General features: G+C 35.1%; 18 protein-coding genes and 1 tRNA gene. 9 read left to right on the forward strand and 10 right to left on the reverse strand.

The features are described 5' to 3' along the window. Positions 1-5: 5 nt before the first annotated feature. Positions 6-1,805, reverse strand: coding sequence for a hypothetical protein (locus KIK00_RS06385; RefSeq protein WP_255815720.1), 1,800 nt, complete (start codon positions 1,803-1,805; stop codon positions 6-8). 433 nt (positions 1,806-2,238) lie between these two features. Here KIK00_RS06385 and KIK00_RS06390 point away from each other — a divergent pair, with 433 nt between their 5' ends. Then, a complete protein-coding gene (locus tag KIK00_RS06390; RefSeq protein ID WP_255815721.1) occupies positions 2,239-2,724 on the forward strand; it encodes a hypothetical protein in 486 nt (161 codons plus the stop codon). Positions 2,725-2,941: 217 nt separating this feature from the next. On the opposite strand, the gene KIK00_RS06395 is transcribed toward KIK00_RS06390, so the two are convergent. The 5 genes from KIK00_RS06395 to KIK00_RS06415 form a co-directional block, all read right to left on the reverse strand. Continuing rightward, the gene (locus KIK00_RS06395; RefSeq protein WP_255815722.1) at positions 2,942-3,931 is read right to left on the reverse strand and encodes a hypothetical protein; all 990 of its coding nucleotides are present in this window, start codon (positions 3,929-3,931) and stop codon (positions 2,942-2,944) included. A 26-nt stretch (positions 3,932-3,957) separates the two neighbouring features. Next, a complete protein-coding gene (locus KIK00_RS06400) occupies positions 3,958-4,962 on the reverse strand; it encodes a terpene synthase family protein (protein ID WP_255815723.1) in 1,005 nt (334 codons plus the stop codon). Between the two features lie 204 nt (positions 4,963-5,166). Continuing rightward, complete coding sequence (locus tag KIK00_RS06405; protein WP_255815724.1) at positions 5,167-6,189, reverse strand: hypothetical protein; 1,023 nt, start codon at positions 6,187-6,189, stop codon at positions 5,167-5,169. A gap of 484 nt (positions 6,190-6,673) precedes the next feature. Beyond that, positions 6,674-8,383: a hypothetical protein gene (locus KIK00_RS06410; protein ID WP_255815725.1), complete on the reverse strand. Its 1,710-nt coding sequence runs from the start codon at positions 8,381-8,383 to the stop codon at positions 6,674-6,676. A 7-nt stretch (positions 8,384-8,390) separates the two neighbouring features. Continuing rightward, positions 8,391-8,867: a DUF5675 family protein gene (locus tag KIK00_RS06415; protein WP_255815726.1), complete on the reverse strand. Its 477-nt coding sequence runs from the start codon at positions 8,865-8,867 to the stop codon at positions 8,391-8,393. A gap of 299 nt (positions 8,868-9,166) precedes the next feature. Here KIK00_RS06415 and KIK00_RS06420 point away from each other — a divergent pair, with 299 nt between their 5' ends. The 7 genes from KIK00_RS06420 (at position 9,167) to KIK00_RS06450 (ending at position 16,549) form a co-directional block, all read left to right on the forward strand. Beyond that, on the forward strand, positions 9,167-9,343 hold the full coding sequence (locus tag KIK00_RS06420) for a hypothetical protein (RefSeq protein ID WP_255815727.1): 177 nt from the start codon (positions 9,167-9,169) through the stop codon (positions 9,341-9,343). A 420-nt stretch (positions 9,344-9,763) separates the two neighbouring features. After that, the gene (locus tag KIK00_RS06425) at positions 9,764-10,594 is read left to right on the forward strand and encodes an AraC family transcriptional regulator (protein WP_255815728.1); all 831 of its coding nucleotides are present in this window, start codon (positions 9,764-9,766) and stop codon (positions 10,592-10,594) included. A gap of 55 nt (positions 10,595-10,649) precedes the next feature. Further along, positions 10,650-11,015 carry a hypothetical protein gene (locus tag KIK00_RS06430; RefSeq protein WP_255815729.1) on the forward strand — a complete coding sequence of 122 codons (366 nt, stop codon included), beginning with the start codon at positions 10,650-10,652 and terminating at the stop codon, positions 11,013-11,015. 298 nt (positions 11,016-11,313) lie between these two features. After that, positions 11,314-11,838: a hypothetical protein gene (locus KIK00_RS06435; protein WP_255815730.1), complete on the forward strand. Its 525-nt coding sequence runs from the start codon at positions 11,314-11,316 to the stop codon at positions 11,836-11,838. An 84-nt stretch (positions 11,839-11,922) separates the two neighbouring features. Further along, positions 11,923-12,726, forward strand: coding sequence for a molecular chaperone (locus KIK00_RS06440; protein ID WP_255815731.1), 804 nt, complete (start codon positions 11,923-11,925; stop codon positions 12,724-12,726). Next, a complete protein-coding gene (locus KIK00_RS06445) occupies positions 12,719-13,744 on the forward strand; it encodes a hypothetical protein (RefSeq protein ID WP_255815732.1) in 1,026 nt (341 codons plus the stop codon). The genes KIK00_RS06440 and KIK00_RS06445 overlap by 8 nt, the downstream gene beginning before the upstream one ends. A 48-nt stretch (positions 13,745-13,792) precedes the next feature. After that, complete coding sequence (locus KIK00_RS06450) at positions 13,793-16,549, forward strand: hypothetical protein (RefSeq protein WP_255815733.1); 2,757 nt, start codon at positions 13,793-13,795, stop codon at positions 16,547-16,549. 135 nt (positions 16,550-16,684) lie between these two features. Here the strand turns inward: KIK00_RS06450 and KIK00_RS06455 are convergent. From KIK00_RS06455 to KIK00_RS06470, 4 genes are all read right to left on the reverse strand, one after another. Next, positions 16,685-16,758 (reverse strand) — tRNA-Arg (locus KIK00_RS06455). 64 nt (positions 16,759-16,822) lie between these two features. Beyond that, complete coding sequence (locus tag KIK00_RS06460) at positions 16,823-18,586, reverse strand: TonB-dependent receptor (protein ID WP_255815734.1); 1,764 nt, start codon at positions 18,584-18,586, stop codon at positions 16,823-16,825. A 35-nt stretch (positions 18,587-18,621) separates the two neighbouring features. Then, entirely contained in the window at positions 18,622-19,113 is a 492-nt protein-coding gene (locus KIK00_RS06465) for a hypothetical protein (protein ID WP_255815735.1), read from the reverse strand. Between the two features lie 3 nt (positions 19,114-19,116). After that, positions 19,117-22,080, reverse strand: coding sequence for a tetratricopeptide repeat protein (locus KIK00_RS06470; RefSeq protein ID WP_255815736.1), 2,964 nt, complete (start codon positions 22,078-22,080; stop codon positions 19,117-19,119). 257 nt (positions 22,081-22,337) lie between these two features. On the opposite strand from KIK00_RS06470, the gene KIK00_RS06475 reads away from it, so the two are divergent. Continuing rightward, on the forward strand, positions 22,338-24,578 hold the full coding sequence (locus KIK00_RS06475) for a CocE/NonD family hydrolase (RefSeq protein WP_255815737.1): 2,241 nt from the start codon (positions 22,338-22,340) through the stop codon (positions 24,576-24,578). Positions 24,579-24,667: the final 89 nt, after the last annotated feature.

The following is a 24,667-nucleotide window of genomic DNA, read 5'->3' on the forward strand; positions in this document are numbered from 1 at the left end:
CTTTATCAATTTCCAAAGTTCACAAAATGTGGAACATCTGTTGCAAAATTATTCATTGGTAAAAGATTATTTCTATTGCTGTTAAAATCAAAAACCGGATTATTATCAAACGGAACCCGTGGATAATACATGAAAGAAATTTGAATTCTGTTGAAAACCAGGTACGGATTATTAATCAATACCCCAATCCCAATTTTTGTATTTGCTTTTGTTTTCAATAGTTTATCATCAGGCATTCCCAACCACCCTACTGCAGTGGTTAAATAAGGACTGAAATGGAAGTTCTTCCACGTTTTATTAATGAACAATTGAAGCTGATACCTTAGAACCAGTTTTTTAGTTCCTATATAATCAGAACTGTAAACAGGAAATTCGTCTGTGGAAGACAGATTGATTCTGTCTTTATAAGAATAGTTATGCTGTGGATTTCCTAATGCTATAGTTGGAGAAAAGAAATGTCTTGCTTTGGCAAACTTCCAATCCATAAGATTCGTAAAATAGGTTCCGTCTACACGGAAAGACTCCCGATTCTGGCTGTCTTCATTAAAAAACCTTCCAAACTGCCCTTTGACTGTAAAGTATCCCAACTTTGTAAAAGTACCATAAGAAGCTGAAATTCCCACATAAGGGTTCACTTCTTTGTTTCTTGATAAACCTCCCGCAATAATGTTCACGGAATTACCGTAAGCAACATCTTCCGGCAAATCATATTGAAAAATGTTTCTCTGAACCGAAAAGTTTCTATGGATAAACCCAACAGACATCAGAAAGCTGTTGTATGAGCTAAAATATTTATACTGATCTATTCCCGGACTGTCTTTATACTGATAATTCTGAAATCTTCCTATCACTGCAATATTGCTGGATACTTTTTCGTTAGGATCCGATGAAACGGGAATTTGATACCCACCCCATACATCCTGACTGTACACTTTGATCTGAACTTCAGGAAAAGCAGTATCGGTTTCTGTAGGAAGTAAAACCTTCCGCTTAAAATATTCAAACGTAAAACCACCCGCCCATTTTGTTAAAGGCGAGAAAAAGTCTCTTCTTACATTGAAATTGATTCTTTCATTTCTCAAAAAATCCCGTTCACCAAGCAGCTGTGCATTGATATAAGTACCTAAAAGGTTATAGGTTGTATAGCTTCCCAAAAGATAATCCTGCTTTTCTTTGGAGTCGTTTCTGTAAAGGAAATCAAGAGTGTGGCCCAATCCTAATACATTTTCTTCAGTAACTCCCAGACCGAGCTTACTTCCGGAATAGCTGATTCTCGGCTTCAGACTCCAGGAATCCAGAACTTTTACCACCACATCAATAGAATCTTTGCCGGAAGTGCTGTCGGAAACACTGATATTCACTCTGTTGACAAAAGGCATTGCTCTCAGCAAACGCTCGGATTCATAAAGTTTCTGGGCATTATATTCTTCACCTTCTTCAAAAAGCAAATAATTATTAACAGTGGAATTTTTTGTATTGGCATGAAGATGATCTGCCACCCAATCATACCATCTGGATCTTTCTTTACTGTCCTTGGAACCGTATCCAAATGGATCAATAGTCTCTATCCTGATTTTTCTGATGTATTTTTTGTTATAAGTCTCCTGCGACAGTTTTTCTGTCCTGGACTTAACGGAAGTTGAATCCGGCTCTCTACGAAATATAAAGCGGTGAATGAATTTGGTAACTTTTCTCTTATCCGAAAATTCTTCTATTTTGTAATACAGCGAATCTTTTTTTTCCTGTGCATTTAAAAAGAAAAAACCACTTAAAAAGAAAATTAAAATTGCAATCGTTCTAGTCATTAGTCATCAAAAATTCAATACAGTTTTTAGCATCAATTTACAAGCCAACAGGCTTGCAATATAGAAAAGAAAAATCAATAAAGGTGCCGAAAATAATCTTTCAGGACAATTTTCAACACCTTTGCAAAGATTCAATATGATCTCACTCATAAGTATCTGATTACATTTAATCCTATTTTTGAGTCTTGTTTATAATTGCATCTTACTTGAAATCAGATAAGCTTTTCTGTAATGGGAAGGCTTATTTTATTTGATAAGCTTTGGAATACCATTATCATCTCTTAAACAGATACCATACGTCACAATGAAAAGCAGGCCGAAAAGGAACATTCGACCGTATGAAGCTTAAAAGAGCTAATTTAAATCATAAAACAAGACCGTTCCAGTACAATCTTTTTTTGTTATTTTTACTCATTATAAATAAAAATAATATATGAAAAAAATCGTACTCTCGGGAATAGCTGTTATTGGAGGGTTTCTAACAGTAAATGCACAATGTAAACCTGTATCTACCCTTGCTGAAAATTTTGATACCTGGAAAGATATCAATAAATGCTGGACTGCTCAGCCAGGAAAAGCCATGCTGTATGCCAGTGATAAAAGAATTATTTTTTACTCAATGAGCAACCCAGGAGAAAATATGTATCTGGTAACTCCGGAAATAAAAACCGGAACCTATACCCTTTCTGTTGATCTTTCGGATAACGGAGGGGAAACAACATTAGAGCTTTTCTCAATAAACAGTTCTTCTGATGCAAAATCTTATGTTTCAATCACTAAGCCTTCAAAGATCACAGGAGAGAAAAAAACATATACCATTTCTTTGAAAAAAGACGCTCATCTAGGGCTGAAAGTTTTACTGAATGGGGTACATCAGGCTGTTTATATGGATAATTTATCTTTAACTCCAAAGAAATAAATCTTGAAATTACCAATCAATATTACATAATTATTTCTTTTAAATTTTGTTTCTATTCTACAAAATATAGTATTAATATTATCTAAAATAGACAGAATAAAAGGTTTATACGAATACAAAAGAGGCTGTCTCCTATGTTTAAGACAGCCTCTAAAAGTGATTGCGGAAGTAAAATTTAAACTCGCTATTGATCATGGGTGTACTATTTGTGTTTTAATTAAAAGTATTGTGTAATGATCCCGTATTCTGGTTTGGGAAATTCACCAGGAATTTTGTATCTGGTAGAATTGCCTTTATGGTACCATGCTCCTAATCCTGAGATCATCAGTGCCATATTATGTACAAACCGTACAACATTCTTTTGCTGATTACCAAAATCTGGCAGATTATTCCGGAGTTCAACAAACTCTTTAACATATGAATCATGGATGTGCATTGCTTCGGTAATGGCTTCTCCTAATGAAATAGTATACTGATTCCTGATAACCAATATAATGTTCAGAACTTCTGTATCAATCCCTAACTCCTTCTCTACTGAAGCAAAATCATTCTGAATAGCTATTATTCTGCACATTAACATTTTTAAACGTTTTATAATTGGATGTTCAGATATATATCCCGGAACCATGTAATTAATAGAAGGTTCTACCGAATCTCCATATGGATACATAAAAATCGAATACTCACGGATAAGCAGAAGATTACTAAGAGTTGGAAATTCTCTTTTTAACTTGTAGGGTGTTTCTTCCATAACTCCATAGGTAGCATAATTATAAAAGTTTTTAGTCCAGCGTATAAACCAATCATCATTAACGTAAGGAATAAATTCCTGCCTGCTTAAAGCCACTTGTTTTATCAGTCCGATATCACCTGCTTTGGGTTTTTCTCCCAGCATGATATCCATTATATGATCCCTGATATCTGCAAGTTTATCAACCGGGCACAACTCATAATAATCATCAAATAGAGTCAACCAAACCATAAATCTTGCTATAGGACTGATCTGTTCTTTGGTACTAGCCGCCGGAAACATATAAGACGCGGCCTCTACGAGGCCGTGTTTCTTATATTGAGTTCTTGTAACTTCAGACATAAACTGATAATCCGTATCAATCCAATTATTCTGTTCTTCATAAAAGGATTGTGAAAACGGGCCTATTTCATAAGGCCAGGGATATTGCAAAACAGGAACATCTTGTTGTTTCATCTTTAAAAAGTTATATTAAACTTAATTTACAGACTGCTATTTGTGGCATGATTATCTTCAGGCCAGGCAAAACCAACTCCCCCATGTTTATATCTGTTTGTTTCCAGATAAAAAGTGTTAACTCCCTGCAGCCCGACACCGGCATAATAAACAAATTTGTCGACGTGTTCCTGATATTCGCCAAACTCCCGATACTCTTTATGTAAGCCATTCAGACTAGCCAGCTCTTCATTATGAATATGTAAAGCCTCTGCACAAGCATCTTCCAAAGAAAGATTATACTCCTGCTGCAATACAAAAACCAGATTAAAAACCTCTGTCCCCTTTGCTATCTCCTTTGGCAGGGAGTGAAGGTCATTTTGCCACGCAACTACCAGAGTCATATGGGAAATCATCTTTTGTACCACTATATGCTCAAAGATATGTTCTGGCAGGACAAGACCTGATTCAATCTCACCAAAGATCAGATAAGGGCGCATTAGCACAGAATATTCTCTGATGGTTTTGTAAAGATTCAATGATGGTGGGCGATGAGCTATTTTGTATGGATACTCCAATTCGATTCCGTATCTGAAAGATTGATAAAAATAGTAAACAAACCGTTCAAACCATAAGTCTGGCATAAAAGCACGAAATTCATCCCGGATCATTGCCATATGATGATAGAGGGCATTTTCTTCCGGCAGGGCCTGAGCACCCCTGAGAATATCTGTACAACGGATTCGTAACTCCTGGATCTCTTCAAGGGACGAATGCTCCACCTGATCATCAAGAGCAACGTATTGGAGCATGAACCTGTTGCATGGAATGACCTGCTCATAGGTTAAGTGCGGCCACATACGTGCTGTACACATATGAAGTTCCATTTTTTTATAGATTTTCCGTTGTTTTTCTGTTAAAAAAGTATAATCATTATCAATCCAGCCATTCATATCTTCCCCCATTTGTTCAGCATGTGGATTTATAAGGTCGGGCCATGGGTAGCATCCCCGTGGCAAGTAATCTGCACTATTATATTGTTCTGGTGTCATTTTTATCTATATTTTAAAATTATTGTATTTAAATAAATTAACTGCTTTATGTAATAAATCACAACCGAATTTCTTCTGTACCGCGGTTATTACTGTACAACTGTATTGTAGATCATGTATTCACTCAGGTAAAGCAATATTGGTATATCCCCACTCTGTTCTAAACTCCGGCAGGGTCTTAATACGACGGTAATCGTTAAATTTTTATTGAAATTGGTTATGCCCTAATGTTTGTTTTAATTCGGAAACACTTGGAAATTCTGTTTTGTTATAGCGGTCAAGTTTAGTGGATATATTTTTCCAGCCACTCAATACCATACTCATATAGTGTACCCAATTGACTACAGCCTCGTGCCATATACCAAAGTCAGGAAGTGAGGCCTGCAGGGCTACAAATTCCTTAAGATCTTCATTATGGAGACGCAGATCTTCCAGGCAGGCTTCCTCTAACGAGACCCTGCGTTCATTCTGGATTACCTTCACAATATTATAATAGATACTGCCCGTTGCTTCATCTTTTACTACAGATTGAACTTCATTGAAAAAAGTTACCAGATGACAGGCAAGTGCCTGGAGACGGCGAATCACCGGATGATCATGAATTTCTGGCGGGAGGATGATGCCTGTTTCAACCTCAGTAAGCTGCAGGAAAGGATACAGACAGATTGAATCTTCCCTTAAGACAATGCATTCTGCTGTTGTAGGAAACATCTTATTCTTTTTGTATTCCTGTTCCTTTTTAAGCCCACTAAAATACCTGCTGATCATCTGTGTGAAACGATGCATTGATTCTTTTGGTATAAACTGAAGCAATTCCTGTCTTAATGAGGCAAGCATAGAAGCTAAAGGTATTGTAGATTGAGAAGCAGAGATCTCACCATTCAATATAGCAATGGATTGAGCATGTACATCATCAATGTCATCAGGCTTACTTTCTTCATACAGATCATCATTGTAAAGTGTCCAGAGCATCAACCTGCAGATAGGCTGGAAACGTTCAGCAGAAGCAGTAGGAAACCATTGGGCAGCGATGTGGGCAGTTTTGGTTTTCTTGTACTTTTTACGCAGATCAGGATTATTTTGATACAGCCACATATATTCACCATCAATCCATTGATTTTCGGTGATTTCCTGCAATTGATCTGCATGAGGATTTTTTAAAGTTGGGAATGGATACCTGAACTTTGTACGAAGAAGTTCAAGAGGGTTAAAATTTTCATTACTCATGATTATATGTTTTAATGGTTTTTATCTTTTATAGCATAATAGTTTTATTTAAACATATGAGACTCTCCATACTTTTAAAAAAACATATTACATTAATTACCAATAAGATACATTCATGAACAATGAAATAAATGTACAAATTAATTTTATTAAATAATATGGAATTTCACTATACTATTAAAATATATCTATAACACTGAATAACAACAACTTATAGGTTTCCAATGATAATAACTCAAATTTACACATCAGATTATCAATAAATTAACACTTCAAAAAGAGAAAAATATTTAACATTTTACCTGTAATCAAATAATTAATATCATAATAATTTGGTTTGGTTTTATAAGATTGCTGAAAAATAAGAAATAAGAGAAAAAGGTTTCAAGATTTTAAAATATTCCAATGATTGCAGTCTACAAAAAGAACTCCTGTTGAAAATCTACAGGAGTATTTTAATTTTGATATTTACTAATAGTGAACTTTAATCAATAACCGGAAGAGACCCCAGCGTAAATTGCACGGTTTTTTCCTGATAGATATTGGGATTCATTGCATTGGGCACTACTAAAGTCAAATCGGTCCTTTCACCAGGTTCATAGTTTTTTAAAGCATCGGTAAAAGTCTGAGCATCATATACGGAATAAGAACCCACTTTTTTAACCAGAGTACCAGGCAGGATATTATTGAGATGTAAAGCTCCACCTACAGTCGTTGGTCCTATTAATACCCCTTTTACATTCTGAAGAACGGTATTGTATCCATTATAAATATACAGCTGTACATCCCATGGAATAACATCTATAACTCCTACAGAAGCTCTAAACTTCACATCTTCTTTAGCAATGACAGGTTGAGTAACCGCATGCTGTACAGATATTGCTTTCGTATGGCTGTAATCTTCCACTGTCTTAGTCATTTCAGTGCTGTTCAGCACCCTTTTAAAGGAGGTGTTACCGCGGGCTGTATTATTTCCCCACCTTACTCCATTGGCTATAAATCCTATATAATCTTTTCTGCCAAGGGCGGCTACAGCAGCTTCGATATTGGGAGTCAGGTTAGGATCATTTTTTTGCAATGACTCTGCAAACTGCAAATGTAAATTCTGCAACTTATCATTTCCTTCTGCTTTTGCTTTTTCGGCTGCCTGAAGGTGATTTTTAAGGGCTTCTTCCTGAGAGATATCAGGAAAGAATTTTTCTTCAAATTGATTAATCATATCATCATCTGCATCGTACATTTCGATTCTCGTATTATTAATTTTTTCAGCATTATACTGGCTGTCAACCTGCTGATTGAATGAAGACTTCATCGATTTCCTGCTGCTTCCTAATCCAAGAAATGCCCATCCGCTTGATTTCTGGCTGACACTGCTCTTTTGAGCATCACTTAAAAATTGGTTAACAATCGTACTGCCATCTATATGTGCATTAATATAACTGGTTTTAGAATTCTTAAATTTGTAACTGACAGATATATCTCCATTTCCGTTTGCCAGCAGATTCTTAACATACTCTGTAGGATTTTCAATACTAATATTTTTAAAACTTTTATTTCCAACCAAAGTTCCTGAAATGCGCTTGCTGTAAACAATTTCCCCTCCTGCTTCCACAATGAATTCTACCTCGGTAGGTGAAATGATCTGGCTTTGAAAATTTGTATTATAGTCTTTAATCAATAGTTCCTGAGGGGCAAGCATGGTAGTTTCATACTGCTTGGCTAAGGAAAAGAAATGATTGGTTAATCCAGGATTGGTAATCAGGTAAGGCGTCAACATGGGCTGCCCGTTTGTATTTTTTAAAATTGGAGGATAAAAAGCTGCTATTGTCGTGCTTCTTATTGCAGCACAAATTGATGCTTTCTGGCTTTCATTGGGTAATGCCAGTTCCTGTGTTACCGGAATAATCAACGTACGGATATTATCAGAACTCTTGTAGGTTTCATTTCCTTTACTGTCTATATATTTAATATTATTGATATCAAACTTAAGAATGGGTAATATAAATACTTTAGCAACAGTACCCTTAGCAACATTTTCATAAAAGCCGTGGGTATTATAAAGCGCATATTTCCCTTTACTATCTATGGCTACATAATTTTCGACTGAAAATTTGTTTGAATTTGGTGTCACCTGCGACCAAATAACTCCAGTATTGGCAAATAGCAATACAATGATTACATAAAGATTTTTCATGATTAAACTATTTAAAGGTTATTATAATGTTTTTATCAGGAGTACTGTTAGGATTTGAGGTACCATAAAATGCGTTCTTCAATTTACTGTACGCCAGTTTACTATTTCCCACAGTACAATTTTTAATATCAGTTTCCATTCCCACCAAAACACATCCTTTGATCTGCTTTGTATAGTTTCCCATATGAATTTGTACCCCATCTCTGTCTGGTACATTTTCAAGCTGTATTCTCCATCCGTCATTTTTATCATATCTTAAAATACCGTTATAGGATCCGGAAGGAATACAACTGATATTTTTTATATTATTTTCCCATGGCAGTTCCAATGTATGACAGATGACTTTTTTATCTGCAATGAGATATCCTAAGGTACAAGCCGCTGATGATAGTTTTCTTTCAATAACTATTTCAAAATTTCCTTGCCCAAAAAGACTGCCTGAAAAAAGAGCGGTCAATACAATTACCAATAAAGCTGTTTTCATGGTTCTATATTTTAAGATTGAAGGTAAACCTGTAGTTCTAGAAATACCGATTGATTTCATGGTAAAATTACATGTAAATCGGCTGCCGGTCTATGGCACTTTTGTGTAATATTTCAATAGTCTTTCCTACTGCCACCCATACAGTAAATCCTTAAATGACTTCACTTATATAAAAAGCACCGCCACTTATTAATCCCTTCTTTGCACTGAATATCTGATATCTCATTTTTGAACCATAAAATAAGCGGTATCCGAAAAGCTTTACATAAAAGAGTAGGAAAATAAAAACATTTTGTATTATGAAAAATCTAAAAAAAATTTCAAGAAATGAATTGAAAACAGTAACAGGAGCCGGAATAATTGGAGGGCCATTTCCGTCAGTATGCATATACACTCATCAATGGTGTGAAAAAGTAAAGCGATGCATCCCAAAAACAATAAATTGTGATGATCTTGTGATACCTCAGCCTATTTAAAATAGAAGGTAAAACAATTTGCCACATACTTTTGAAGTATTTTTGAGAATCACAATAATAGCTCCAAGCAAACAAATCCTGCAAATCACTGATTTTGCAGGATTTTTTCAATGCCAAGGTAAAAACATCTCATCATCAGCACAGTAATACATTTAACATTGTTAAGATAAAGTAGTAATATACTTAAGTGTAACTACCATTTATAATCAAACTTTCAGATAATAAATCTGACAGAAAAGAAATCCGAACTTAATGCTAAAACATAGTTATTTTTATATACATTTATATTAGTTCAAATCAAGCTTCAAAATAAGTAACTAAATATCCTAATTATACCATATGGCTTGATCTTTGAGCCCATTTTAGCTGTATAATCTGCCTTTATAGAACAAATTAATCATTTTATTGAAGCTTATTACTATGTACGTTATTACAGATCATTTAAAAAATTTAGGATTTAGCATCAACACATTAAATAATATAATACAGAGAAATAATAATAAAAGAAGTTTTAATACACTCGAATATTTCTGTATCTATATCATTATAGAAGATATCACATTAGAGGTAGAAAACATTCCATATTCCATAAAAGGTGGTCATATAGCATTTGTAGGCCCGCAAAAACAAATTGTATTTGGAGAAACTAAACGCGGTGAGATTTATATAATTACATTTTCATCAAGTTTTTATGAAAGATCTGCAAAAGATAGCATGTTTATCAATTCAAGACTTTTTTTTAATTATGATTCTGATGTTTTTATAGCACCTTTTGAAAATATTAAGGAAATGAACATTGTTTTTATGGGAAGAATGCACAACTTTCAGCACAAAGATGAAAGTTTATATGTTTCTGCTGCCCATAACGCTATTGAAAGACTGATACTGGATGCATTTTTGCATATCCCGGCCGAAACACTGAAAAAAGATATCAAATTTGACTATCTCCACTACGTCAATAGATTCAAAGTTCTTTTACAGAGGGACTATAAAAAGGCTAAAAAGGTTTCCCACTATGCTAATGAACTCAATATCACTCCAAGAAAACTAACTGAAATGACTGAGTATGTTCTGGGAAAAACAGCAAAACATATTATTATTGAAAAATTGATCAATGAATGCAAAAAATCCCTTAGTTTCTCAGGCCACAACATTTCTGAAATTGCTTATGATCTGGGATTCAGCGATGAAGGTAATTTTAGTAACTTTATTAAGAAACATACAGGAAAAAATCCCTCAGAAATGAAATAATATAAAAATAATATTGTATTTTTGGATAAATAACAGATCAGTGAAAAATTAATATATGTTGAAAAGATGTTTTTTTTCAGTAATTTTCCTTTTTGTTTCCATGAGTATCTATGCGCAGGCAGATGATGTTCAGGTGAATGTAAGACTTTATCCTACACAAATGCTGGCACTTGGAGGTGACAGTGAAATGACTGATGATACAGATGAAAGTATCCAGCCGGAAATGAACGCTGTTATCATTTCAAGTCCATCAGGTTTTCAGTTAGGAATTCAGCAGGATGATAAAGATGAGTATAATCTCATCAAAAGTCAGAATGGAGTTATAGAAAAAAAATTCATGATAAATCAAAAAATAGATAAAATTATAAAACAGTTTAAAGATAAGTCTACTTCTATGATGTTAACTTTAATCTCTCAATAAGCCGATCTGCAGCTTATTTACTATGCATTAAATATTATTTTTTTAAATTTTCACCTATTCATTTTTAGTAAATTGACAATAATATAATATTGATTTAACAACATTAACAATATTTTTAATTTTTAATTAACTTAAACCTCCATATTTCTTTATAAAATACTCTTTTTCAGCAAGATTATTTCCAAAACCAAATTTACAAATCTTTAGTACTTTTTCACAAAATAAGTACCTATACCTCTTTCTAAATTTGCACCTGAAAAAAAACAAGAATTAATATACTATTAAAACTCCGTTATTTATGAAGAAATATATTGTAGCCTCAATGTCGCTATTTGGTTTTGTTGCATTCAAGGCTCAACAAAATGTAACATTAAATGTTAGATTAAAACCTATTCAAACCCTTATTGTTAATCCTGCTCAAAAAGTTGTCAACTTAGACTATAAAACCAAAGATGATTATGCAAACGGAGTATCCTCTGTAAATGCTGACCATTTAAGTATTTATAGTACCGGAGGTTTTCAGGTTAAAGTAAAAAGTGCTAATGCAGCATTGCAAAGTGGAGCAAAGAATATCCAGGCCAACACAATTCAAATTAAGGCCAGTGCAGGAACTGAAGTTCTTAACGGAGCTCAGTATGCACAGAATGTACAGCTTTCAGCTAACGAAGCTACATTAGTAACATCCGCTAATGGTGGTGTAGACAAAAAAATTAACATTGAATATAAAGGAGCAGGAGCCAATGCTTATCTTGACAATTATATTGCAGGTCAGGATCCTACCGTTTATACAACAGAGTTAACGTATACTATTATTTCTCAATAAGTATTTAGATATTATATAAACTACTACAGATAAAGTGTTACAAATTGTAGCACTTTATCTGTACTTTAACAGCAAAGTATAATAATGAACCGATCCTATATCTTCATTGTATTCTCTTTACTTTTTTTCTGTTCTCCAATCAAGGCTCAGACAGGAGTATCAGTATCTCCTCCTAGACTTTATTTTGAATCTGATGCAGGAAAAAGTACTACCCAGAAAGTAACAGTAACCAATGTAAGTGCAAAAAACTCTCTGGACATGGCTGTCAGTTTAGGTGACTGGGAATATAATGAAACAGGAGAAAACAAAATGTCTCCAGCCAATACACTGCCGACATCTTGCGCCAGCTGGATATCCATAAAAAATGAAGATACCTATTTTACTTTAGCTCCAGGGGAAAGAAAAGATATTGATGTAACCATCACTCCTCCCGGTACATTATCAGATCAGATGTTAGCCCATACTGCTGTTCTGTATGTCAGTCAGATGAATCCTGTGAATGATGTGGATAATAAAGGAGCCAATATAAAAGTAAGCATTCGTTCAGGAATTAAACTCTTTCATAAGTTAACTGCCAAAGCCAGTAAAAAAATTGAAATCCATAATCTTACATTAGCCCAATCAAAAAAAGATCTTAGCATCTTATTCGAAAATCAAGGTAATATATGGACAGATGGGAAAATACAAACGGAACTTGTCAATACAGAAAACGGCAATAAAGTATCCCTTGACCAGATTATTTTCTATACTATGCCGGGAAATAAAAGAGAAGTGATTATACCTCTTCCTGCAACACTTTCAAAAGGGAAATATACAGCATCAGTAATGATTGATTATGGTGACAACAATAATCTGGAGCTGGCAGAACTGAATTTTACGCATGAATAAAAAACTGTGTCTTATCCTATTATTGATCTCTATGAGCTGTTTTTCACAAATTTCATACAGCTCATGGGTAAACGGTTATCTGCAGATTAATTCTTATAACGGCAATACAAATCCGGATGCATACACACTTACTTTATCTGGTAATGGGAATATCAACATCCCTTATTGGAGAGTTTCGGTAAGATTGAAGCAGCCTATTATGTCAAATAAAGGGAATTATATTTTACCCGCGAATAAAATTTCTTTTCAGCCGGTTTCATCATCAGGAAAGGCTTACCCCAATCCGGTGCCATCCATTCCACAAATTGGTATGCCGCTTAATGTGATTTTGAAAGAAGGGCAAGAAGTATTCTTAATTCCCCAGTCAAACGCTGCCATATTTAATCAGCCAGCACAACCAAATGGTTATTATAATCTTCAGATTAAATACAGCATGAATCTGGCAGGAGGAACCTATCTGGGAGCATATCCTGCCTGGATTACTTTTACAGCTCCATTACAGTTTACGGCCTATGATCAGTACAATAACATCATTGGCACAGTAGATCATAATTTTCAATTTCAGATCGGTACGCTTTCAGGAACCCCAACGGATATTCCGGAGATGTCTATGAAGTTTGGAGCTTCTGCAATAAACGGTAATCTGGAATTTAAAAATATGCAGGATTATGTAAATGGAGCCAGTGTGACTTATTCCAATGCATTGATTGTAAAAAGCAATACGAATTATCAGATCAAATTAAAATCCCTTCAGACTCAGTTCAGTTCTTCTTCTGGTAATTTTCTGCCTCTTGATGCAGTACAGCTTAATCTGATTCCTATTTCAGGCAATATGGGAACTGTATCTGCTGTTTTGCTGAGTACAATGCCACAACTTATCGCTGCCGGTGGTTCTACACAGAATACTGATGTTTATTATGACATGAAGTATTCTACTAAACCTAATGATGAAAGATTTATCAATGCTAAAGCAGAAGATTATACGACAACCCTTCAATTCGAGATTACTCCTCAATAATTTATAATGCTCCATAACAGGCTGTTCAGGAAAATAATACTTTTTATTATGGTCCCGTTTTCCATCTGGATTTCGGCTCAGACTGACACAGATATAAACATGGAGATCCGTAATGAGCCTAATCGGGCTAATCCTAACATTATAGAGATTCTGCTCGTTTTGAAAAACAATGGAAATAAATATTTTAAAGGCAGAGTTGAAGTTAAGACTCCAAAAGGTTTCAGAACAATTTCTGACAGCAATTCTGAAATAGAACTGAATCCCAGCCAGAATCTGTTTATTCCCATAAAAATACTGACCAGTAACACTATCATTTCGGGTAAAACAGATCTCACATTCACCATTACCGATGAAAAAAATCAACAGGTTGTAAAAAAGAACCTTCCCTATGTGGTGATGGAGAACAATAATATGCAGATAACAGCTGAAAATCCTGTTGTCTACATGGGAACTAATAAGGATTCTCTGGAAGTCCGGGCAAGGGTTTCCAATTTAGGAAACAAAAAGCAGCATGTTACCATTGTATTTAAAATCCCCGAAGCTACCCAAAAGAACCTTTTTATCGAAAAAAAAGGAACTATTGATGTACAGAAAGATTCTGTATTTGTTTTTCGGTTTCTGCCTTCCGGAAATCTGCTGAAGAGCTCACAGTTTACGGTTAATATCGTCGGTTTCAGAGAGCCAGACAAGGAAATCTTTGGTACTACTTCTATATCAGTGCAAAATGTTTCTTCTACCCAGCGTTATCAGGATATGGAGTTTGATCTGTTTTCAAATTACAGCAAAAATAGCATTACTGCCAGTTACAGGCGCGTCGGCAACACTACAGATATGTATCAGCTGATAGGATCAGGCGGCTTTAATCTTCCTTCGGGCTATATGTTTATACGCGGTAATATTTATACGCTGAACAATCAAAGTGATCCTGTTGTAAGCAATACCTATGTATCTTATCACAGAGAACAAAGTGAATTCACCTTAGGGAATATCAGTAAAATGATGGAAGTTTCATTATTTGGAAGAGGTGCAGAATATGCTTATACTTCTTCTGATAAAGAAAAGAAAATAGAAGTAGGTTTTGTAGATCAGAGTTTCAGCCTTATTGAAAGAAATTCTTTTTTGAAGTACGGATACGGATTGTACGCCAGGGGAATATTGGGCGCTCAAAATGCATCGAAAAATTTCTCAGCAACTTATATTTTTAAAAATGATCCTTATGAAAAAGCGAATCATCATGTACTAGGCACAGATATTCAATATTCTTTCAATGAATACTGGAAAATGAATTCCAAAGTATACAGTGGTCTGAGTTTTCACGAAAATACATCTCTTACCAAACCTTCCCTGGCTTTGGAAACTCAGTATTCAGGAACTATCAAAAAAGTCAATCTGAATGGAAACTACTTCTACAGCAGCGACTATTATCCCGGAAACAGAAGAGGAATGCTACAAATACAGCAGAATTTTTCAACCCCTGTTTTTGAAAACCATTATTTGTATGCAAATGTGATGATCTCTAACTTTTCTCCCAAATTTTACTCGTACAACAATGATTTCAAATCCAATACCATAAGAGGAGATATTGGAATCAACTTCGCGAAAAGGAAAAATTTTGGATTTGCTTTGGGCACTCAGTATCAGGAGGAAAGTTCTAACAGCTATAATAACTTTTTTGATACTTCAGGAAATCAGGAACTGCAAACGCTGAAAGCGTTTAGAATCAGCCAAAATACAACATGGATCAGCAATAACAGAAAACACTCTTCATTATTGGCACTGGAAGCAGGAGCGGTCAAATACCCTGATGGCAACAATTCGGACTACCAGATGAAGATCACTGGAAACTACAGCTATAAATGGTTTAATATAAACGGAATATATCAGCATGGCAGCTATTACCTCTCTGAGTTTGCTTCATCAAGAAATTTCAATGAGAACGTCATCTATAAGAAATTTTCAGTATCTGCTTTTGTTAACAAAAATCTGTTAGCCGAAAAACTTAATATTACTTCGGGATTATCCTATACGGATGATATTTTATATGGCAAGTCTCCTTCCGGGTTCGTTAACCTGAAATATACAAAAGAAAGATATGGCATATTCCTGAATTCTTCCTGGTTCAATTATTCTTCCAACAATTTCAGCAATAATTTTTTTACCATTGAAGCAGGTGTCACACTGAACTTTCAACCTAACAGACTTATTGCCAGTAAAAAAGGAGAAATAACAGCATTTGTATTTTATGACAACAATAATAATAGTGTCTATGATGAAGGCGACCAAAGTGCTGAAAATTACATTATTATGATCAACAATGTTTCTTTCAAAACAAATCAAAGTGGTAAAATTGTGTACAAAGCAATTCCGTATGGCAAGTATATGCTAAAACAGGTGATCCAGCAAGGATGGTATTATCATGAACTTGAGTTTGAAGTGAAAAGAAACAGCTATTCTCTTCAGGTTCCACTCCATCAAAATGGAACAATGCAGGGAAAAATCACTTATGAATTTGATCCTAAAAAAGCATTGGAATTTGATCCTAAAACGGCAGGAATTATTTTCAACATCTATGATAAAGATAAGTTTATCCAACATGTAGTTACCGACGACAATGGCGAAATTGGCTCTTTCCTAGGATCTGGAAATTACAGAATTGAGCTTGTAGAAAGCTCATTACCTGCCAACACCTATTCTGAGAAAATAAGCCGGGAATTTACTGTTCAGGCGGGAAGAATAATAAATCTTGAACCATTTATCATCAAAGTATCAGAGAAAAGGATACACGTCAAGAAGTTTGGAAATTAGACTAAGAAAGTTCTAGGGCTCATCTGAAGTTTAGATTTTTCACACGTATTAATCGTTACCGTTTTTGTTACTAATTAACCCGCTTTCAAAAAATAAAAAAGGCTTAAACCCTCTATGAGATTGGTTTAAGCCTTGTGACTTCGGAGGGGTTCGAACCCCCAACCCTCGGAGCCGAAATCCGATATTCTATCCAGTTGAACTACGAAGCCATTTTGATGAGTAATTAATAATAAGTATACAAATATAGTTTATTATTAATTACTCATTATTTACTTAGAAAGTAATTTTCACTCCTCCCAGAATTTGTGCACCCAGGACTTTATATCCTTTGTACGTCTGGTATTTTGAGCTCAGAAGATTATTTCCGAGTGCGAAAATACTGAAATTTTTGTGAATTTTATACTCTGCAGAAAGATTTAAATCAGCATATCCTCCAACTTTATCATTGGTGTTCTCCGTAGACTGATAAATTACATTAGGAGCCCCCACACCTTCGATTGCATAAGAGTTTGTAGTTCTGTCACTTGCAAAGATTCCTTTAAATCCTAACAATAGTTTCTTGTCAAGCATTGTATATTTTGCCCCGATGCTCGCATTGAACAATGGAACGTTATAAATATTGTCATAATTCTTAAGATCATACTTGGTAAATCTTAATTCTCCATCTAAAATCAGGTTTTCTAACGGGAAATACTGTACGCTACCTTTGATATCGCTTACATTTCCATCGTCATACACTGCAGAGAATGTATTGGCAAAATTGTATGCAGAACGGTTAACAGAGGTGTTATCAAAAAGACCGTTGGCCTTAAAGAACATAATATCCCTCATCTTTCCATACCCTGCAGAGAAGTCGTATTTCAGCGTTTCGTCGATATCTCCTCTCAGTCCTACATAAAAATGATATTTCGTCTCTGTAGGCTTTAAAAACTGGTCAGAAAGAATGAATGGATTTGTCTGTAACATATCTCCATAAGTATTCAGCTTCAGACCTCCGTCTACTCCACCATAGAATTTGAATTCTTTAGCAGCAGCAAACTGGAATTCTGCCTGAGGGAACCAGTAAGTTTTGTTATTTTTTTGCTGTTCCAGCTGATCATTGGAATTTTTAGCCTTCAGGAAAGAGAATGTAGATCCTAACATCAAATAAGAATCTCCTTTTCTGAACGTTACTTTCGGAGTCAGGCTGGTATTGAAGAAATTGGAAGAGTTTTTATCTCTGATGGCGAAATCGGTCTTCACAGCATCCAATCCTACGCCAAGATCGGCATTCAGATTGATCCCAGATTTTCCTAATTCTACGGCATGCTTGGAAAAGTTGGCAAGGATGGAAACCTGATTTTCCTGAGCATCAAAATGATCTTTCAGGAAAGATGATTTTACCCTTACATCATTTAAGATTTCATTGGAATAAAAATCATAGTAACCGTTTACCTTAAACTGATTGACCTTTTGTTTCAGATCAAGCTCACCAGTAGGCTGCATTGCATAGATCCCGTAATAATTATAGTTGTCTAAGCCATATTCAGCATTAATATTGAATTTTCCTTTTTCTCCGTAAGAGTTCAGGAAAGCACCAATATTAGCTGAAGTCTGCCCGGATTTCCAGTCATACTCTTTTTTAAGACCATTCGTAGAAAGAACATGAACATCTGCTCCTACTTCAAACTTATTTTCAAGAGTTTTGGATATGTTTCCATCTACTAAGACTTTACCATAATTACCCATTCCGATCTGGAAGTAATTATTTTGAGCCGTTCCGTCAAATTTTGGGGCTACATCTTCTCCCTGAATTGTTGAAGTTTTGAAATCAGAAACGGCAGGAACATCCGTAATGGTATATTTCACAGGAGTCTGCGATTTCTCTTCCGGCGGATAGTTTTTAATAGTTTCCACAGAAGTCTTCTTCTTCTCGATCTTCTTCACTTCCGGCTCTCTTTTTTTGTTAAGAACCAGTTTTTCCTCCTTGATCTGGGAAAACGCCACCGACGAAACCCCTAAAAATAATATGGATAATATTTGAATTTTCTTGTTCATATTTTCTTTATTTGAAAAAAATATATAACGGGTTTTTATTTATTGGAAGCAATGTAGCTCCCTAATAAAGCTTTCCCTGACTGTTTTGAAAAAGTTCTCCCTAGTCTGAATATATTAAACAGCCAAAGGCTTTGATAAACTTGTAATTTGTATTGATAATTTTTCGTTGTACTGTTCTCAGCTACATCATAGCTGTAAGAAATGTCGTACGGAAATCCCGAAGGCAGTAACCCGACTGTAATCATACTTCCTATCATTGGGTTTCCGCAAGAAGGAGTACGAGTCATCATGGGATGCAGAGTTATTTTAGCTGCATTCGTACTGTCTTCTACAATTTCATAAATATCTGAATGTTTTAAAATGTTAAATTCTCTCTCAAGATTTTTATTCACTACAAAAGCTTTTTGCTTTGGAAAGTCAGCTTTCGCACGGTTATACTCTTTAGGATATGCACTGTATGATGGAATGCAGCTCCAGAGTGAAGCCGAAACTAAGAAAGAACAGATAGCAATTTTAAAAACCTTCATGTACTATTTCTTAATCTGTTTCTTAACCTCTTTCGCTTCTGCAACAATTTCAGGGAAATCCTTATAGTTTGCAATGATCTGGTCACATGTATAACTTGCCTGGTAGTTATCCTTCAGGCCAATATAATTTTTCGCCATCAATACCAAAGCTTTTGCTCCCCAGAACTCTTCTGATGCATAGTTATTGGCAAGCTTAAAGATCGTCTCATTAGAAGATTTGAACGCTTTACCTTTATTCTGATAATAAGCTTTTGCATATAAAGCTTCTGCAGCTACCGAAGTGTTGGATGATTTTTCAAGAGAAGTATACGCAGACTGTGCGTCTTTATCCTTTCCTGAGTTCATCAGACTTCTTGCTTTGATCACTTTCGCGGTTTCAATAACGGCAGCTGAGTTTTTAGAATTAGCAATTACTGCATTGGCTAATTTTTCAGCTTCAGAGAAATTGTTTTCTTCTGCATACAGTTTCATCAACTCAACATTTGCATAATTCTTAATGCTGATGTTGGAAGAGTTTTTAATGCCTTCGAGGTACTTTTTAGCTTCTGCTGTATTCCCTTGTGCAAGGAATATTTGAGCTAAACGAGTTTGTGCATCATCTTGGTAATCATTCTGAATTCCAGCAACTTCCTGAAGAACAAGTAAAGCTTTTGTTGAATTGTTGGTTTGATAATAACTTTCTCCCAATTCATACTTTGCCTGGTACAATCCTTCCCCTGTCGGATTTTGTGTAAGGTACTTTTCATAATAAGAAATTGCATTCTTATAATCTTTCTTAGAGAAGAATTGTTTTCCGGTAGATAAGTTGATCTCATCAATTTCAGAAGCATCCACATTCACACCAATATTTCTTGCAAAACTTTCATAGCCTGAAACATCACCGTTTTTCGTGAAGATAGGTTTTGCTGCCTGAACGACCTTCTGAGCATAAGCGGTATTTTTATACTGCTCACCCAGAGATTTCAGTTCAGAAAGCGCTTTATCATTCTGGTTTTGGTCTATATAATTCTGTGCCCTGTAAATAGAAGCATTGGCGATCAAATCCTTGTCAGAAGACTCTTTAATTACTTTTCCGAAATAATCATTGGAATTGGCAAAATCATCCTGAGCCGCATAAGCTGTTCCTATTTCATACTGAGCATCATCGTAATATTCAGAACCCGGATATTTTGATAAAAGATTTTTAAGGTTCGTGATCTTCGCCTGTGTATCTCCTTTGAATCCTAAAGCCATTGCTTTTTGGTACAAAGTATAATCCGTTGCATCTTCATTTTTATCATAGATGGCAATGGCTTCGTTCAGATCATTATTGGCATAATGAATATCTGCAAGACGAAGTTCTGCATCATTTTTAAATTCAGGTTTCGGATTGGTAAGATATTGTTTGAAGTAAGTTGCAGCCTGATCAAATTTTTTGGATTTAAAATAAGCATATCCTAAATCATAAGGCAGCTGTTGTTTTTCAGGGAAATTTTCGTTCAGAAGCTTTTCATAACGTACAATGGCAGATGGGTAATTTCCTTTTTGGTAATACACCTGTGCCAGCCAATATAAAGCTCTGCTGTTAAATTCTTTATTAAGATTGAAACCAAGACTTCTTAAGAAATATTTCTCAGCTTCGTCATAATTTCCTTTGTTGAATTCTTCAGTTCCCAATAAATAAGAAACCTCCTGATCTACTTTATTGATCTCAGGAGTGGAACTCTGCAATCTGTCAATAGCATTCAGGGTTTCTTTATAGTTTCCGGAATACAGATATGATTTTACCAATAATGATCTCATTTCTGAATCATTGGCCCCATTCTGATTTTCGTTGATATAGCTTTGGATCACCGCAGAAGGGCTTTCAAACGGGTTACCGATATCGTAGCTTAATTTAGCATACTGCTCATGAGCCAGTTTTTTCACTTTCGCATCATAATCCATCTGATAAGAAGAACGGAATGCAGAAAGAGCTTCCTGCTTTTTATCTACTGCCAGATAAGCATTTCCTAACTGGTAGTAAGCATTCTGTGCCAGTGCAGAATTGCTGTTCAGAAGCTGGTTGTAATAAGAAACCGCCTCATCATATTTTTTCAGCTGTGCAGCCACAAATCCCATCTCATACAAATCGTTTTCAGATGGATTCTGCTGTACACTCAGATAATCTTTCAAATGCGGATAAGCAGATGTATAATCATTCTTCATGAAATAACTCTCTCCGATGATCTTATGAACTTCCGCTTTATAAGAATCTGAAATATTTTCGTTTAACAGAGCTGTTCCTTCTGTAATCGCCTGATCATAGTTCTTATCATTATAATACATCTGTACATAATAAGGACGCACCAGCTTTGAGAACTTATCCTGATCCTTTATAGAATCAAAATACTGGAAAGCTTTATCATTTTGCCTGTTGCTGTAATATAAATGCCCAAGCATATAGGCAATATCTCCTTTTTGAGACTGATCTGCTGTTTTATAAGCTTCCTCCAGGGCATCGATAGCTCCTTTAGAATCACCCGTCATGAATTTTGCATACCCAAGCTTCAGAATATACTGTGTATTCTCTTCTTTTGAAAGCTGATACTGGTTTACTTTTTTCAAAGTCTCCAAAGCTTTATCAAAATCTTTTTTTGCTAAGTAGTAATCTGCCAATGGAAGATTAGCCTGTGCAAAATAAGCAGAATTAGGATATTCTTTCATGAAAGCTGTTAATCCTTCTTCAGCATGATTTTTCTGAAGAATCACACCAATCACATTATCAAAAAACTGCGCGGCTTCTTTTTTAGAACGGGACAAATTCTGATTGTAGAAATATTGTCTTGCATATTCGTATTGAGAAGCGTTGTATATTTTGGTCTGATAAAGATTTTCAGCTAGATTGAATCTGTAATTTTCTTTCTGGGTAAAATATTGGGACTGTTGAGCATCGGAGATTCCGAAATAAATTACTGCAGCCGCTAAAAGTATTTTTTTTGATTTCATTCTTCTTGATATAAGAAAATTAGTCTAAATAAGTTAACGAAAATATTAAAAACTTATTGTTTAAGCAAGTTTTAACCAATTTATTAGGCTTAAATAGCAAATTAATAACGAAGAAAATTTTCTCACCATTCAATGATAAAATTTACTACTTTCGTCTGATAAAATGTAAACAATTTTAATAAACCGTTATCAAAAACATATTTTAATTTGATACTTTCTCAACAGCAGCTAAAAACATACCATAAACACACCATTCCATGAAATTTAAGATTCTTTTAGCATTAATTTTTGTAAACCTCATGCAGGCACAAAAATTTTACTTTCCAAAGACAGCCGTTACAGACTCTCTTATATTGGAAAAACAGATGCCGGGACTTGCCCAGCAAGTGATCCCCCAACTTCAATCCGAAAAGTATAAACCGGAAAACAGGATCGACCTTCTGGACAATCTTTTCCGTTTACAGATGGTAGCGCAGGATTATAAAACCTCGATTACTACTCTATCTGAAAACCGTAACCTGTTTGCCGATCATAATATGGGAGGATATAGATTTATGGGGTTTGAATTGTACAGCATGGCTAAACTGGCGCAGAAGGAAGGCAACATTACCTTTTCCGCTGCGCTTCAAAAATCATTTAACCAAAAATATGAAAGCCTTCCGGAAAAACTGATTCCCAGACTGGGTCTTGCAGTTGACGGCAATGTGAAAGAATTCAGAAAACAAATGAAAGAGATACTGGACAAACAAAAGAACAATGACAGTATTGATTACAAAACCGCTCTAGCGCTATGCAAAAGTTATCTGAACTATAAAACTTATTCCGGCATCAAACCTCAAGTGATGCAGCTGCTGGCTTCAAAAGATAAAGAAAGATTCATTGTTGAAACCAGGGATCTTAAGATAAAAAACGGAAATACATTAACGATTACCATTGTCAGAAAAAAGGAAAACACGTCTCCACTTCCTGTTATTCTTACCAATAATATTTATGCAGGTCCATTTGATGAATTCTTCGGAAAGAGAGCTGCTACTTATAATTATGTAGGAGTTGTAGTCAATACCCGCGGCAAAAGAAACAGTAATAATGTAAATAACCCTTTTGAGCATGAATCAGAAGACATCTACGAAGTCATAGACTGGGTAAGCAAACAGCCATGGTGCAATGGAAAAGTTGGAATGATTGGTGGAAGCTATTTAGGCTTTAGTCAATGGGCGGCAGTAAAAAAACTGCATCCGGCATTAAAGACGATTGTACCACAGGTTGCAGTAGGAATCGGGATAGATTATCCTGCTCAGAATAATATATTCATGAGCTATATGCTTCAGTGGATACAGTATGTCACCAACAATAAACTTACGGATGAAGTAGACTTTGGTAATTTTGCAAAATGGAATTTAATCAATACAGAATGGTATAAAAGCGGAAAATCATTCAGATCTTTGGACACCATAAGCGGTAAACCCAGCAAAATCTTCCAACGCTGGCTGGATCATCCGGGATATGACCAATACTGGCAGAAAATGGTACCTTACAAAGAGGATTTTTCTAAAATCAATATTCCAATTCTGACGACAACCGGATATTATGATGACGATCAGATAGGTGCACTTTATTATTTCAAGCAACATCATCAGTACAATAAAAATGCAGACCATTATTTGGTAATAGGTCCCTATAATCATGGAGGAGCACAGAGTTTCGGTTTTACTTATGTGAACGGAAACCCTATTGATCCGGTGGCCAGAATAAGCATTGATGACCTTGCTTTTTCATGGTTTGATTATATTCTTAAAGGAGGTAAAAAACCGGAAATTTTAAAAGATAGAATCAATTTTCAGGTAATGAATACCAATACATGGAAACACGTTCCTGATCTTGATAAAATGCATACTTCTACCCTGAAATTTTACCTTCAGGACAAGAAAAACACTTCTTCGGTATTTAATAAGCCTGAGACTAAAAACTTCACAACTCAAGTTGTTGATTTTAAAAACAGAGATCAGAAAGACATTTACTACAAAGTCAGCAAAAAAGACAGCATAAAAATGACTACTTCAATTGCTTTTGAAAGTGAAGTATTGGATAAGGATATGATCATCAGTGGAAATCTTTCAGGATTCTTCAATGTCTCCATCAACAAAAAGGACTTTGATACGGATACTTATCTGTACCAGATTCAGCCGGATGGAAAGTCTTCCTTACTGTCCACTCATATTGTGAGAGCCAGCTATGCAAAGAACAATGAAAAAAGACAGCTTCTTGAACCAAATAAAATGGAGCAAATTCCAATTAACAATTCCTATTTTATGAGTAAAAAGATAGAAAAAGGAAGCAAACTGCTCTTATTAGTTGGGGTTAATAAAAGTCCCAACTGGCAGATCAATTATGGATCGGGTAAAGATGTAAGTGATGAAACGATAAAAGATTCCGGAGAACCTCTGGAAGTAAAATGGTACAATGACAGCTATGTGGAAATCCCTGTTTATAAAGAGTAAGGCCTTTTGTCTGAGTATTTTTACCCAAATGTTTTTAACAACTGTTAACATCAAAATAAAAAATCATTACATTTGCTTTTTTTCAAATC

The sequence above is a fragment of the Chryseobacterium sp. MA9 genome, assembly GCF_024399315.1.
In the GTDB taxonomy this organism is placed as follows: Bacteria; Bacteroidota; Bacteroidia; order Flavobacteriales; family Weeksellaceae; genus Chryseobacterium.